13 protein-coding genes are annotated in these 14,706 nt (G+C 41.0%); 9 read left to right on the top strand and 4 right to left on the bottom strand.

Going from position 1 to position 14,706, the window contains the following annotated elements; all coding sequences use genetic code 11:
- Nucleotides 1–279 precede the first annotated feature (279 nt).
- Nucleotides 280–753, bottom strand: coding sequence for a Dps family protein (locus J8M01_RS04935; protein ID WP_211057201.1), 474 nt, complete (start codon nt 751–753; stop codon nt 280–282).
- A gap of 381 nt (nt 754–1,134) precedes the next feature.
- Here J8M01_RS04935 and J8M01_RS04930 point away from each other — a divergent pair, with 381 nt between their 5' ends.
- Nucleotides 1,135–1,344, top strand: a complete 210-nt coding sequence (locus J8M01_RS04930; protein WP_192509087.1) for a hypothetical protein — start codon at nt 1,135–1,137, stop codon at nt 1,342–1,344.
- On the opposite strand, the gene J8M01_RS04925 is transcribed toward J8M01_RS04930, so the two are convergent.
- Both J8M01_RS04925 and J8M01_RS04920 read right to left on the bottom strand, forming a co-directional pair.
- A complete protein-coding gene (locus tag J8M01_RS04925) occupies nt 1,338–1,946 on the bottom strand; it encodes an alpha/beta fold hydrolase (RefSeq protein ID WP_192509086.1) in 609 nt (202 codons plus the stop codon). The genes J8M01_RS04930 and J8M01_RS04925 overlap by 7 nt on opposite strands.
- Before the next feature lie 9 nt (nt 1,947–1,955).
- Nucleotides 1,956–2,492, bottom strand: coding sequence for a YaeQ family protein (locus J8M01_RS04920; protein WP_211057200.1), 537 nt, complete (start codon nt 2,490–2,492; stop codon nt 1,956–1,958).
- A gap of 167 nt (nt 2,493–2,659) precedes the next feature.
- Between J8M01_RS04920 and ylqF the strand changes: the two genes are divergently transcribed.
- From ylqF to J8M01_RS04880, 8 genes are all read left to right on the top strand, one after another.
- A complete protein-coding gene (gene ylqF, locus J8M01_RS04915; protein WP_210996373.1) occupies nt 2,660–3,604 on the top strand; it encodes a ribosome biogenesis GTPase YlqF in 945 nt (314 codons plus the stop codon).
- Nucleotides 3,605–5,712: 2,108 nt separating this feature from the next.
- Nucleotides 5,713–6,348 (top strand): hypothetical protein, encoded by a 636-nt coding sequence (locus J8M01_RS04910; protein WP_210996372.1) that lies wholly within the window; start codon nt 5,713–5,715, stop codon nt 6,346–6,348.
- A 56-nt stretch (nt 6,349–6,404) separates the two neighbouring features.
- A complete protein-coding gene (locus J8M01_RS04905; protein WP_211057199.1) occupies nt 6,405–7,304 on the top strand; it encodes a serine hydrolase domain-containing protein in 900 nt (299 codons plus the stop codon).
- 4 nt (nt 7,305–7,308) lie between these two features.
- A complete protein-coding gene (locus J8M01_RS04900; protein WP_211057198.1) occupies nt 7,309–8,370 on the top strand; it encodes a histidine kinase in 1,062 nt (353 codons plus the stop codon).
- Nucleotides 8,367–9,059, top strand: a complete 693-nt coding sequence (locus J8M01_RS04895; protein WP_210996369.1) for a LytTR family DNA-binding domain-containing protein — start codon at nt 8,367–8,369, stop codon at nt 9,057–9,059. Before J8M01_RS04900 ends, J8M01_RS04895 begins: the two co-directional genes overlap by 4 nt.
- Before the next feature lie 243 nt (nt 9,060–9,302).
- Complete coding sequence (locus J8M01_RS04890) at nt 9,303–10,604, top strand: GntP family permease (protein WP_211057197.1); 1,302 nt, start codon at nt 9,303–9,305, stop codon at nt 10,602–10,604.
- A 287-nt stretch (nt 10,605–10,891) separates the two neighbouring features.
- Complete coding sequence (gene fusA, locus J8M01_RS04885; RefSeq protein WP_210996368.1) at nt 10,892–12,979, top strand: elongation factor G; 2,088 nt, start codon at nt 10,892–10,894, stop codon at nt 12,977–12,979.
- 180 nt (nt 12,980–13,159) lie between these two features.
- Nucleotides 13,160–13,555, top strand: coding sequence for a hypothetical protein (locus J8M01_RS04880; RefSeq protein WP_211057196.1), 396 nt, complete (start codon nt 13,160–13,162; stop codon nt 13,553–13,555).
- Nucleotides 13,556–13,687: 132 nt separating this feature from the next.
- Here the strand turns inward: J8M01_RS04880 and hemB are convergent, their stop codons facing one another.
- Nucleotides 13,688–14,698: a porphobilinogen synthase gene (hemB, locus tag J8M01_RS04875; RefSeq protein WP_192509071.1), complete on the bottom strand. Its 1,011-nt coding sequence runs from the start codon at nt 14,696–14,698 to the stop codon at nt 13,688–13,690.
- Nucleotides 14,699–14,706: the final 8 nt, after the last annotated feature.

Here is a 14,706-nt window from a genome sequence, read left to right as displayed (position 1 = left end):
AAAGAGAACAAAAATAGAACAGCAAAGATCAACAGCCCCTAGCATTACCAAGATGCATGAAAAGTGCATAACCTGCTCAGCTATGCTTTTTTGCTGAAAGTTTATTTGTCAGGTACATGGCTGTTGGCGGGTGTATATTGATGGCCTAACCATTTGTACCAGAGTGCAAAAGGTTTTAATTGTAAAAGGATACACTAGGTGATTTGAGCTGTGCCTTTCTTCGAGGCTACGGCTGACCTATCAATAGGCCAGCTGTAGCATCACAGTGCTTTATTCGCTTTAGTTCAAATAAGCTTTGAGCATCCAGACTAACTTTTCTTGTTCTTTAATGTAATCACTCATCAGAGCCGCGGTACCTTCATCTTCGGCTTCTCCCGCTTCTGCCAGTATGACGCGTTGCATGCCAATCAAAGTTGTGAAACCAGCCAAGAGGTTTTCTAACGCCTGTGTACCATCACTGATCCCTTTTGCTTCACGTATTTGGCTTTGCTCAAGGTAGTCAGAAAAGACATGCAAAGGCTGGCCTTCTATGGTTAAAATTCGCTCAGCAATTTCGTCAACCTTCTCTAATAAAAGGTTGTAAATTTCTTCAAATTTTAAATGTAATTCAAAGAAGTTACGGCCCTTGATGTTCCAATGAAAACCGCGCGCGTTCATATATTGAATTTGGTAGCTGCTTAATAGAGTGTTTAATGACGCAACGAGTGCTTGGCTTTTTTGATTGTCTAAACCGATTGAATTTGTGTTTTTCATAGTAGGCTCCTTATTTCGATGAGTTCAGTATGGATGAATGTCTGGCAAATGCCCAACGAGTTAAATCAATAAGAGTAATCTGTAAAATCAATTGATTTTAACTTTTCATTTATTTTTGTTGATTTAACTCTAATGCTCATTGATATAGGTGATATAAGGCAAGTGTCGTTATCACGTGTTGGAATAGAGCTTGCCAAGTTGCTATAAAATGACGGCTAACGTGTCAATACTTGATCTCGTTCAAATTCTAGCAAGGCATAAAATGAAGGCGATGCAATATTTGATTTAGGTCAAAAATCACACATTGCCTAAGCGCATAATAGCAATGAACTTCAGCACTGCGTGCTGAAAACAGTGAAGATGGAATTTAGGAGTATTATTATGCAAGGTAAAACACCATCTCAACATAAGAGTGAGATAGTCGTTGTGATTATGGCGTTGTTGGTATTTGTGGTTGGTTTAGTTGGGCATTTAGCGGGTGCCAGTATCGCAAACTCAGATTCGTTTGGTTACATCGCGGCACCGGTACCCTTGATTGTTGGTGTACTGGCATTTATTGCTTATAAGGTTGCTGAGAAAGGCGATCATTGATGATCGTCGGTCAGCAAGGAATTGATATATTGCGTGACTTGTCGAGAGTAGATCATACTGGTATGGCTAACGTGAAATATTTTATGTTCAGCCATGCCTGGTAATTGTGTTTCCTCAAGCAATACAGTGCCATCTGAACGACTGCCTTTTTGTAAGATCGGCATAAAACCTAAAGGCAGGTCGCCAGCGATACTATAGAGTTTTGCCGAAAAGGGCCAATCTTGATTATCTGTGAGTAAGAACTCAATGCTATTTTTAAGTAGCATGTTAAGCCCCTTATTGTGCATATGTTTGGCGATTGCACTGCCTTTGTGTGGGGTGCCAAGCGTAATGACCTTTTTCACCGATTGACTGGCAATAGAGTGTTGTTCTAAATAAGCGCGCGCGACGAGCCCGCCCATTGAGTGGCACACAAGCGCGGTGTCTTGATGACCAATAAAATCATCAAGCGTGGTAAATATCGCTGTTTTGTCAGGGTCTAGGGTGTTGTAGCTAAAATTTAATATATCAAAGCCGCGTTTCTTAAGTTTGGCGCACAGTGGGCGCATCACAAAGCCTGACATATACAAACCATGTAATACTACGATGCGCCGAATTGTCATATGTGCCTCTTATTTCAATTGTTGCGGTACAATATGTACACTGGTTTGTTCATCGCTGAACCAAATTTCCCCATCTTGAATGGTGATGGTAAGCGTCATTGCACGACTGACCATATTGGCTAACTGTGCGGTTGCTTCATAGGGCAAACTGATCACGGATAAGTTATGATAACTGGCCAGTTTTTGCTGATTCTTTTGCCACCATATTGGTTGGTTATTTTCACCATAGGTATACAACACAACACTGTTTGCACGGTTACAGGCTTTTTTTACGCGCTTCTCTTCTGGCAAACCCAGTTCAACCCATAGCTCTATCTCATCACTATAGTTTTTTAGCCATACTTCAGGCTCGTCGTCTGCACACAACCCTTTGGTGAACTCTAGCCTTTCTTGAAATTGTAATACGTAGGCTAAAATTCGGATCATCAAACGTTGCTCAGTTTCCGACGGATGTTGTGCGAGCGTGAGCGATAAGTCTTGATATACATGCCTATCCATGTCGCTAATAGATAGGTGAGTTTTAATTATAGTTGATTTGAGCGCCATGGTTTTTTTGATTAATAAATAGCAGAGGGGGGCAGTATACAAGAGATCACTCAGATAATACGCAGTGTATGCGCGGATCAAATAAATTTTTTATGGTTTTAAAGCAATTGTGCGCTTATCTAGGTAAAATGGTGAGCTAATCACTATTTCACACAGGAGAATACTATATGGCAATCCAGTGGTTCCCAGGACACATGAACAAAGCGCGCAATGAGATCAAAGAAATTATGCCGCAAATGGATGTCATTATTGAGGTGCTTGACGCGCGTATTCCCTATAGTAGTGAAAACCCAATGGTGTCTGCACTACGTGAAGGTAAACCGGTGGTGAAAATACTCAATAAGGCGGATTTGGCAGATCCGGTGATGACTGAGCAGTGGATGCAATATTTAGAGCAAGAAAGTGGTGTGAAAGCTGTGGCATTTGGTCACGATAAAGCGGCAGAAGTGTATAAAATAAATGAGTTATGTAAAAAGTTAGCGCCGCATAAAGTGGGTATTGATAAACAGCTTAAAGCCATGATCATGGGGATCCCAAATGTGGGTAAATCCACATTAATAAATACGCTAGCAGGGCGAATTGTTGCTAAAACGGGCAATGAGCCAGCGGTGACTAAAGCGCAGCAACGTATTAAACTTGACGATGGTATTATGCTGTATGACACACCAGGCATGCTTTGGCCAAAAGTAGAGAATGAAAACTCAGGATACCGATTGGCGGCAACAGGTGCTATCAGAGATACCGCAATTGACTATGAAGAAGTTGCGAGCTATACCGCAGAGTATTTGTTATTGGCGTACCCTAGATTACTTCAGTCACGCTATAAAATAGATGAGTTGCCTGAACAAGATTGGGAGTTCATTGAAATGGCGGGTAAAAAGCGTGGTTGTATACGCGGTGGTAATCAGGTCGATACCCATAAGATGTCAGAAATCTTAATTAATGAATTACGTGATGCGGTAATTGGTCGTATAACCATGGAAACGCCAGAAATGCGTGAGCGTGAAGAAGTGGTTGTGGCCCAATTGAGAGCGCAAGCCGAGGCGAAAAAAGCGGCAAAAGAAGAGGAAAAGAAACAGCGACGTGCACGAGCCAGAAAAAATAGGCGTTAATACGTAACCTCAGCTCTGGATAAGCGAATTTGCCCAATAAAGCTATTTTTCTCACTCTCGGCGTTGCTTTCATTTGTAATAGCCCGCTATTACTGCATAAAAGCGCCTTGATATTGAACTAAATATCATCATTGGATTGTACGTAAGTTTGTTTTCAAAACATTTTCTATTCCAAAACCCTTATCCAAACCTGAGGTTACGTAGGTTGTTGAAAGTCTAATTTTAAACAAACATAAAAAAAGCCCTGAAAGGGCTTTTTTTGTTTTTCATATCTACCGTCAAGATATGAACAATGTAGCAAGTAAAATAGTAGAGTGACTGAAGCGTGTTACTTTCAAGGGGCGTTGTAGGTAACGCATTTCAGTCGTGGCTGTTAACGTAAGCCATACGTGTTTCGTGGTCGAGAAACAAATTGAATACTGCAACAAGTCTGGGCTATGTCGACCCTTCTTGTTGAGATTGATTATTAGTTAGATTAAGTTTGCTGTCAATAATTAAATGCAAATAATTATCATTTAATTAATTTGGTAGGGAGTGACGTAAATTTCAGACATAAAAAAAGCCCTGCAAGGGCTTTTCCGTTTCATATCTACCGTCACAGATATGAGCAATGTAGCAAGTAAAATAGTGGATTGGTAAGGTGAACATAACAAGGGGCGTTGTCTGGTTCACCTGACCGAGCAATTAACGTGTGCAGCACGTGTTTCGGGTCAGAAACAAGTAACAAGACTAAGTATGCATCACCCTTGTTGAGATTGATTATCAGTTAGATTAAACTTACTGTCAATGATTAAATGCAAATAATTATCATTTAGTTAAATTGGAGAGAGTGACGTAAATTTCAGACATAAAAAAAGCCCTGCAAGGGCTTTTCCGTTTCATATCTACCGTCACAGATATGAGCAATGTAGCAAGTAAAATAGTGGATTGGTAAGGTGAACATAACAAGGGGCGTTGTCTGGTTCACCTGACCGAGCAATTAACGTGTGCAGCACGTGTTTCGGGTCAGAAACAAGTAACAAGACTAAGTATGCATCACCCTTGTTGAGATTGATTATCAGTTAGATTAAACTTACTGTCAATGATTAAATGCAAATAATTATCATTTAGTTAAATTGGAGAGAGTGACGTAAATTTCAGACATAAAAAAAGCCCTGCAAGGGCTTTTCCGTTTCATATCTACCGTCATAGATATGAGCAATGTAGCAAGTAAAATAGTGAGTTGGTTATCAGTAAACTTAATAAGGGGCGTTATCTAGTTTACCATTAACCAGAGCAATTTACGTGTGCACCACGTGTTTCAGGGTCGTGAAACAGTCTAGAGTAAATAACAAAGCAAACCGTCAAACTTGCCTTGTTGAGATTGATTATCAATTAGATATCTAACCCTGTCAACACATAAATACAAATAATTATCATTTATTTAATGTACGTCTATCGGTAAACTATAGACATAAAAAAAGCCCGATTAGGGCTTTTCTAGCGTTCATATCTACCGTCACAGATATGAGCAATGTAGCAAGTAAAATAGTGAGTAAGTTAATATATGAGTTAATAAGGGGCGTTATTAAATCTATATCAACCTGTGCTGTTAACGTGCGCAGCACGTGTTTCTGGGTCGAGAAACAATCAGAGTAAAATTACAAAGCAAACCGTCAAACTTACCTTGTTGAGATTGATTATCAATTAGATCTTAACCTCTGTCAACTCCTATTTGAAAATAATTCTCATTAACTTAGTGGCTGAGGCCTTTAGCCACGTATTGATGTCGTTAACATCGTTTTTTCACCATTGAAACAAATAGTCCGCCCATCTTGATTAAGGTTAGGTAAACTGGAGATCGTTTTGGTTAATAAAATCATTAATTGAACTTAAATAACCTCAGCTCTGGATAAGCGAATTTGCCCAATAAAGCTATTTTTCTCACTCTCGGCGTTGCTTGCATTTGTAATAGCCCGCTATTACTGCATAAAAGCGCCTTGATATTGAACAAAATATCATCATTGGATTGTACGTAAGTTTGTTTACAAAACATTTTCTGTTCCAAAACCCTTATCCAAACCTGAGGTTAAATACTTACTAATTTATATGTGCTTAAGGAGAAATAAATGAAATGGTTTATGGTTTTAGTCAGTGTTTTTATGTGTACACAAACAGTTGCGGTTGATAAGTGGCGTGGGTTATTAGAAATTCAACCTCACGTGTTCTTAACCATCGGGTTTAATGTTGATCCAGTACAAAATACAATGACGTTAGATAGCCCTAATCAAGGGAAGTTCGGTAAAAGTCCTACAGAGTATACTGTGTCAGACAGTGTAATATCGTTCAAAGATACCGATCTCCAAGCTGAATTTAAAGGTCGTATTGAAGGTAGTACATTGGTCGGCTCTTTTATACAAGGCCAGACAATGCCACTGACATTACACAAATTATCAGAGCAAGATCTTAAGCAGCTCAAATATGAAGGGGCATATAAAGGTGAGCTTGATATCAACGGAAAACCGCTTCCTGTTATAGTGCAAGTTGCTGTAACAAAAGAAGGTTTTTATAGTTCTTTAGATAGCCCAGCTCAGCAAAGCTTTGGCATTCCGCTGAATAAATTCACGATTGATAACCAGAAAATGACATTTAGCTCAAAAATGATAGGGGCCCAATTTAGTGGAAAGCTTGGTAAAGAAGGCTATCAAGGGAAGTTTGTACAAGGGTTTGAAATGCCACTAACTTTGAAAAAAAAACGTCTTTAGCCTATGGAAGTAAACCAGCCATTACACTGAATAATTTAGATGAGCAGCTCGCGAATGTGTTTGATGATTCAGCCGCCGCAGTGGTGATCTTGGAGCAAGATAAGCGAGCGTTCTTTTTCCATGGCGATAAGGTGGGTTCGGATAGTTTATTTGAGATAGGTTCATTGACGAAACCCTTATTTGCATTATTGGCAAGTCGCTTAGTCGTTGATAAAGTTTGGTCTTTAGAGATGCCCATTGCAGATCTACTAGGACAGGGGTTTGAACACCACAGCTATACGTTATTGCAATTGTTAACACACCGCTCTGGTTTACCGAGATTGCCGAAAAACTTGATGCCATCGAACATCGATGACCCTTACGTGGATTTTGATTCAGTAGATATTAAACAGGCACTGACGTTGCCTATCGGCAAAAAAGGGGACTTTGAATATTCTAATTTTGGGTATGGATTGTTAGGCTGGTTAATGGCAAAAGCATGGGATAAAACACAGCAAGAAATGGCTGATAATTATCTTTTTAATACATTGAAGATGCCACACGCAACTTTGGCTTTAAGTCAGTTGAAAAAACAGCAATTATCAGGTCGTGGTTATGATGGGAAACCCGTAGCAAACTGGTATTTTGATAGCTTAGTTGGTGCCGGAGGTGCATTAGCATCTCCTGAAGATATGGCGAATTGGATAAGCGCGTATTGGCAGGTTGAGCCGAGTGATTCTGAATTGTTCCCTATGCTGAAAAATAGCTTAACGCATTTAAATAACACCATGGTGTATGGCTTTAATAAAGGACTAAATAGTAGTTACTTTCATGGCGGAAAAACGGCAGGATTTACATCAATGGTGGTGTTTGATCCAAGTAAACAGCAAGGTGTTATCGTGATGATTGCAGGCCCGCAGGATGCGGGGGCCCTAGCGATGAGATTATTTAAGCAGCTACAAGAAAAAGGTCAATAAGGCAATGATGACGCTACATTATCAATATTTTTTTTCCCAGCGATATGCATTTATTGCTTGTCATATTATGAGCTGGTTGTTTACCTATTTAATGATGACGTTCATTGTCATGCAAAACCCTTATGCTAGTTGGATAGAAACAGTCTACGGGGCCATTTTTATTTTTTCAGGCGCATTAGTCACCTACCTAATACGTTGCCTGTATAAGAAGCATATTCAGCATAGGAGTAACCTTTTTCAGTTTATGTTTTTATGTGTGGGGTCGTGTTTGACGACCTTGTTCGCAACGACTATTTTATTGCTCGGAGTTTTCTTTATAGCGCATATCGGGATATCGCGTCCTATTCCTGCATCGCAATTGGGGTTTGTTATAGAAACTGTCGGGCTCAGCAACGGTATAAATATGCTTGGGTTGGCGATGTTATGGTCGCTTGGGTATTTAGCATTGAGTAAAATAAAATCTCTTAGCGAAGCGCATTCGTTATTGACGGTGAGCCAGTTACAAGCGTTAAATAGCCAACTGAATCCGCACTTTTTATTTAATGCTATTAATGATATTCGCGCGTTGATTTTAGCGCAACCTACCCAAGCAAGAGAGAGTCTCGCTGAACTTGCCGACATGTTGCGATACTCTCTGCAAACAAATCAAGATGACAAAGTAGCGCTAGGTGAGGAACTTGAAAATGCACAACATTACCTAAATTTGTGTAAGATTGGTTTAGCTGAGCGGTTGCAGACTGACATTGATGTGGCAGCAGAGGCCGTCACCTTAAAAGTGCCAAAGATGGTCCTTCAGTTATGCTTAGAAAATGCCATTAAACATGGGATTGCTAAGAACCGAGCCGGCGGGTTGGTTTCTTTAAAGGTACGCTGCGATGAAAAACTATTCATTGAGGTGATGAATCCCTTGATTGAAAATGCGAAACCATCTGGTGGCTTAGGGCTGGCAACCAAAAATATAGAGAAGCGTTTAGCCTTGCTCTATAAAGGAGAGGGTTCCATCAAACGGGTGGTACGTGACCAGCGTGTTGTGACTTGTATCGAGCTACCAAAGGAAGCACTATGAATAAAGTGGTGATTGTTGACGACAGCCATTTAGCTCGACTTGAACTCAGAGCACAGCTTGATGAACTCGGTGGGTTAGATGTGGTGGGGGAAGCACCGGATATCATTGAAGCAAAAGCAGTTATAGAACAACTGCAGCCGGATTTACTCTTACTTGACATCAATATGCCCAGTGGCAGTGGCTTTGAACTGCTTGCGCAATTGAGTTATGTACCCTACGTTATTTTTGTTACGGCGCATCACGATTTTGCGGTAAAGTCTTTTGAAGTGAATGCCCTAGATTACTTGTTAAAGCCTGTAACACAAGCCCGGTTAGCTATTGCCATTGAAAAATATAAAAAATTACAAACACCACTTGAAGTTGATAGCCGCTTTTTTATCAAAGACGGACAACGTTGCTTTTTTATTTCACTTGATGAAGTGCAAGCATTTGAGGCTATGAGTAATTATACGCGTTTGCACACAGAAAATGGGGCTGTCAGCGTGTATCGAACTTTGAGCAATATCGCTGAACGATTACCACCGGAGCCTTTTTTCAGGGCTAATCGCAGCTGGCTGTTTAATGTGGGTAAAATTACGACAATTACTCAGGAACTGGGTGGCATACTTGAAGTAACGCTGCAAAATAACTTACATGTTACTCTATCTCGTATGCAAACAACGGCATTTAAGCAGCGGTACAAAATCTAAATTGTGTACTTTTTCATTTTGTTAGCATAAGTTTGTGCTATCTATAATAAGAAAGCTCATACCATTAAGACATACAGGCTCTCGAGTTTATCATTGAGTGACGTTTAGGTTTTGCCGTTGTGGCTTGTTTATAACGAATGATGTCATCGTGATAGGGGCTCGATGCACCGAATGAAATTACTGTATTAGTCATTAACCGTGAGGTGGTAAGGGGCAATATCAAAGATATCAATGGGTGATATTATGCTGAGCTCTGTTGGCCTTATATTGGCTTTAATCGCACTGATCGTGCTGACGTTGAGAGGCGTTAATTTATTTATTTCAGCACCTCTGTGTGCTTTGGCCGTCGCTTTTTCAAGTGATATTGCACTCTTCCCAAATGCAGAAGAAGTGGATTTTGTCAGTGGTTACATGCGTGGTTTTTCTGGGTTTGTACAATCTTGGTTTCTGATGTTTTTATTGGGCTCCTTGTTTGGTAAGTTTATGGAAAATACGGGAGCCGCAGATGCAATAGCGGGGAGCATTGTTAGCAAGCTAGGAATGAAGTACGCCGTTTTGGCCGTTGTGTTGTCTTGTGCCGTGCTTACTTATGGTGGTGTCAGCGTTTTTATCGTGGCGTTTTCAGTTTACCCAATGGCATTGAGCCTATTTAAAGATGCAAATTTACCCCGGCGATTTATTCCTGCCACACTGGCGTTTGGTTCTGTGACTTTTACCATGACCTCAGCGGGCTCGCCTGAAATTCAAAATTGGATCCCAATTAAATATTTAAATACCTCGCCGTATGCGGCATGGCAAGAAAGTTTAATGGTTGCTGTGTTTATGGCGGTATTAGGTTATCTATTGTTGACGTGGATGATAAGAAGAGCACAAGCCAATGGTGAAGTATTTGAGGCGCGCGCAGATGATGAGCTGTGTGCAGCGAGAACACTGCCTCATCCTATCACGGGGCTGCTTCCGTTACTTGTGGTATTAGGGCTGTCTTTTTCATTACATGACACGTTACAGCAAAGTGCGTTAATGGTGGCGTTGTTAGGGGGTGTTATGAGTCTCTACATCATTAATTTTAAGTTCTTTCTTAATATATCAGATGCTATTAATTCAGCGACTACAGGGGCGTTAGTTGCAATAGGCAATACTGCTGCAGTGGTTGGTTTTGGTGCCATCGCAAAAGAAACATCCGCGTTTCAAGAAGCTGTTGCGCTCATGACCCAAATTCCAGGTAATGAACTCTTAGGGGCTGCAATTGCCGTGAGTGTCATTGCCGGTTTAACGGGGTCGGCATCAGGCGGACAAGCGATTGCACTGCCACTCGTTGCGCCTCATTACCTAGATTTAGGCGTTAATAATAGTGAGTTACATCGGGTGGTTGCCATTAGTTCTGGGGCAATCGATACTTTACCGCATAATGGTTATGTTGTGACAACCGTTCGTGCTATTTGTAAGGAAACGCATCAAGCGGCCTATGGGCCTTTGGCAATACTCACTGTGGTGGTTCCACTGCTTGGACTCGGGGTCATCTTAGGGTTGTTTATTTGGTTTTAATTTCAGTGGCGCAGTAGTTTAGCCGCCGCTTGATTGAGGTTTTATCCATAGAATTTGGCGTGGTCAGGCAAATAAAAATAGCAAGCTAAGTATGATCCAATAAGGTACGGATCATTAATAATTTAAGTTAATTTACTGATGAATTTGCATTTTTGAATTACATATTCTAGCGAAAAGCAACTTTTTACCAAATTGATTGCATTTTAAGCGATATCAAGGATGATGTTCGCTAGAAGAGGTGATATACTCCCGCCGAATAATTTTTCTACTTTAAATAGAGCAAAATAATGGCAGATTTATCGAAATACAGAAACATTGGTATTTTCGCGCACGTTGATGCGGGTAAAACTACTACCACTGAGCGTATCCTAAAGCTAACTGGTCAAATTCACAAAACTGGTGAAGTTCACGATGGCGAATCAACAACTGACTTCATGGAACAGGAAGCTGAGCGTGGTATTACTATCCAGTCAGCTGCAGTAAGCTGTTTCTGGAAAGATCACCGTTTTAACGTTATCGATACTCCTGGACACGTTGACTTCACTGTTGAAGTTTACCGTTCATTGAAAGTACTTGACGGTGGTATCGGTGTATTCTGTGGTTCTGGTGGTGTTGAGCCACAATCAGAAACAAACTGGCGTTACGCGAACGAGTCAGAAGTTGCTCGTTGTATCTTCGTAAACAAGTTAGACCGTATGGGTGCTGACTTCTACCGCGTAGTAGACCAAGTAACTAACGTACTTGCAGCTAATCCACTTGTTATGACGTTACCAATTGGTATCGAAGACGAGTTCGTAGGTGTTGTAGACGTTCTTACTAAGAAAGCATACGTTTGGGATGACACTGGTCTTCCAGAAAACTATGAAGTATTAGACGTGCCTGCTGATATGGTAGACAAAGTAGAAGAGTATCATGAGATGCTTATCGAGACTGCTGTAGAGCAAGACGATGATCTACTAGAAGCGTACATGGAAGGTGAAGTACCTTCTATTGACCAAATCAAAGCGTGTATCCGTAAAGGTACTCGTGAGCTAGCGTTCTTCCCAACTTACTGTGGTTCAGCGTTTAAAAACAAAGGTGTTCAACTAGTACTTGACGCTGTTGTTGATTATCTACCTTCTCCAACAGAAGTAGACGCGCAACCTCTTACAGATAAAGAAACAGGTGAACCTACTGGTGAAGTTGCAACTGTATCAGTTGACGAGCCACTACGTGCACTTGCGTTTAAGATCATGGATGACCGTTTCGGCGCCTTGACCTTTATCCGTATTTACTCTGGTGTACTTAACAAGGGTGATACAATTCTTAACTCTGCAACAGGTAAAACTGAGCGTGTTGGCCGTATGGTTGAGATGCAAGCAGATGACCGTAATGAATTAACGTCTGCACAAGCAGGTGACATCATTGCTGTTGTAGGTATGAAGAACGTTCAAACTGGTCACACTTTATGTGCACCTAAACATGAATGTACACTTGAGCCGATGATCTTCCCTGAGCCAGTAATCTCAATTGCAGTACAGCCTAAAGATAAAGGCGGTAACGAGAAAATGGGTGTGGCAATCGGTAAAATGGTTGCAGAAGATCCGTCTTTCCAAGTTGAAACTGACGAAGATTCAGGTGAAACTATCCTTAAAGGTATGGGTGAATTACACCTAGACATTAAGGTAGATATCCTTAAACGTACTTACGGTGTAGACTTAATCGTTGGTCAGCCTCAGGTTGCATACCGTGAAACTATTACTCAAGAAATTGAAGATAGCTACACGCACAAGAAGCAATCAGGTGGTTCTGGTCAGTTCGGTAAGATCGATTACCGTATCAAGCCAGGCGAGCAGAATTCAGGCTTCACGTTCTCTTCATCAGTTGTTGGTGGTAACGTACCTAAAGAATTCTGGCCTGCAGTTGAGAAAGGCTTTAAGTCAATGATGGAAGAAGGTGTTCTAGCTGGCTTCCCAGTACTAGACGTTGAAGTTGAGCTATTCGACGGTGGATTCCACGCAGTTGACTCATCAGCAATCGCTTTCGAAATCGCAGCTAAAGGCGCTTTCCGTCAGTCTATCCCTAAAGCGGGTGCACAACTTCTTGAGCCTATCATGAAAGTTGACGTATTCACACCAGAAGACAACGTAGGTGACGTAATTGGTGACCTTAACCGTCGTCGTGGTATGATCAAAGACCAAGAAGCAGGTCTGACTGGTGTTCGTATCAAGGGTGATGTTCCACTTTCTGAGATGTTTGGTTACATTGGTCACTTACGTACTATTACGTCTGGCCGTGGTCAATTCTCAATGGAATTCTCTCATTATGCAGCATGTCCGCAGAATGTAGCTGAGACAGTAATTGCAGCAGAGAAAGAGAAAAAAGCAGCTAAATAATTAGTTCTTTTTCATTAAATACGAAAAACCGCTTGTTTTAACAAGCGGTTTTTTTTTATCTTGAATAAATCGCAATAAAAGCACTCTAGTTTCTTGATTTAGGAACAGTATCCTCTTATCATTGCATTCTTAATAAAATGATTGGTTTTATTTTGGGGACTTAAAAGAATGGAGGCTTTTATGAAAACAATCGACTTAACTGTGAATTGGATATTTTACGGTGTGTTATTCTTATTATGCTTTGTGATCTATGGTGCATCACAAACCTTTCCAGCGCTTGCCAATATTTTGATGATTACTTCATATTTGTTCCTCTTGGGGATTATTTTATCATTATATTTAGCAGTGGTTAACCGCCGTTACGTACATATAGATAAAGCGGGCCTAAGCTATTCACGGGGTTTAAAAACGCAATATATTCCCTGTGACACCATCGCAAATATATGTGTTACTCGTATAATGTTTATTAAAATTCTTGAGATTTCACTGTCAAATAATAGAAAAACACAATTTTATAGTTGGTCTATATCGACTGAAGAATTAGCAAGAACGAGAAGTATACTCAATAGTAAGTAACCTCAGCTTTGGATAAGCGAATTTGCCCAATAAAGCTATTTTTCTCACTCTCGGCGTTGCTTTCATTTGTAATAGCTCGCTATTACTGCATAAAAGCGCCCATATGGCGCTTTTTTGTTACTTACTGACCAATTATTTCTGTTGTAACCATTGTGCGGCTTGTTTTGCAAAGTAGGTTAGTATGCCATCGGCACCTGCGCGCTTAAATGCCAATAGCGACTCCATAATCGTCGGTTGCTCTGCTAGCCAGCCATTATCAATTGCTGCGCGATGCATTGCATATTCACCACTCACTTGATAAGCGAAGGTTGGCACTCCAAACTCTGTTTTTACGCGTTTTACAATATCTAAGTATGGCATACCCGGTTTGACCATGACCATGTCAGCACCCTCTTGTAAGTCAAGAGCGACCTCTCTAATTGCTTCATCAGAATTGGCAGGGTCCATTTGATAGGTTTTTTTATCTGCCCCTTTAAGGTTACCAGCAGAGCCCACAGCATCACGGAAAGGCCCGTAGTAGCTTGATGCGTATTTGGCAGAGTACGCCATAATGCGGGTGTGTACATGTCCCTGTTGTTCTAAACCATCACGTATTGCTGCGATTCGACCATCCATCATGTCTGAAGGCGCAACGATATCAGCACCTGCTTCAGCATGCGATAAAGCTTGCTGCACTAGTATCTCTGTAGTGACATCGTTTACAACATAGCCACTGTCATCAATGATCCCATCTTGTCCGTGAGTGGTAAATGGATCGAGGGCAACATCAGTAATAACGCCAAGCTCAGGAAAAGCCTCTTTGAGTGCACGGGTTGTGCGTTGTGCCAACCCTTCAGTATTATATGCTTCTTCTGCATGTAACGACTTCTTTTCGGTTGGTGTGACAGGGAAAATAGCGACAGCAGGAATGCCCAAGGTCACTAGTTCTTTGGCTTCTTCTAGCAGTAAATCGATTGATAAACGTTCGATACCAGGCATAGATTCAATGGCTTCACGACGATTTTCTCCTTCTAGTACGAAGACAGGATAAATTAGGTCGTTGACAGATAATTGGTTTTCACTCATTAAACGACGTGAAAAATCATCTCGACGCATACGGCGCATACGAGTGTATGGAAAAAGGTCTAATCCTGATTGAGCCACAATGGCCT

It is taken from the genome of Pseudoalteromonas sp. MMG005 (genome assembly GCF_018101015.1).
Lineage (GTDB): Bacteria > Pseudomonadota > Gammaproteobacteria > Enterobacterales > Alteromonadaceae > Pseudoalteromonas > Pseudoalteromonas aurantia.
The sequence above is the reverse complement of the archived record's forward strand: the minus strand, read 5'-3'. Positions and strand labels throughout refer to the sequence as shown.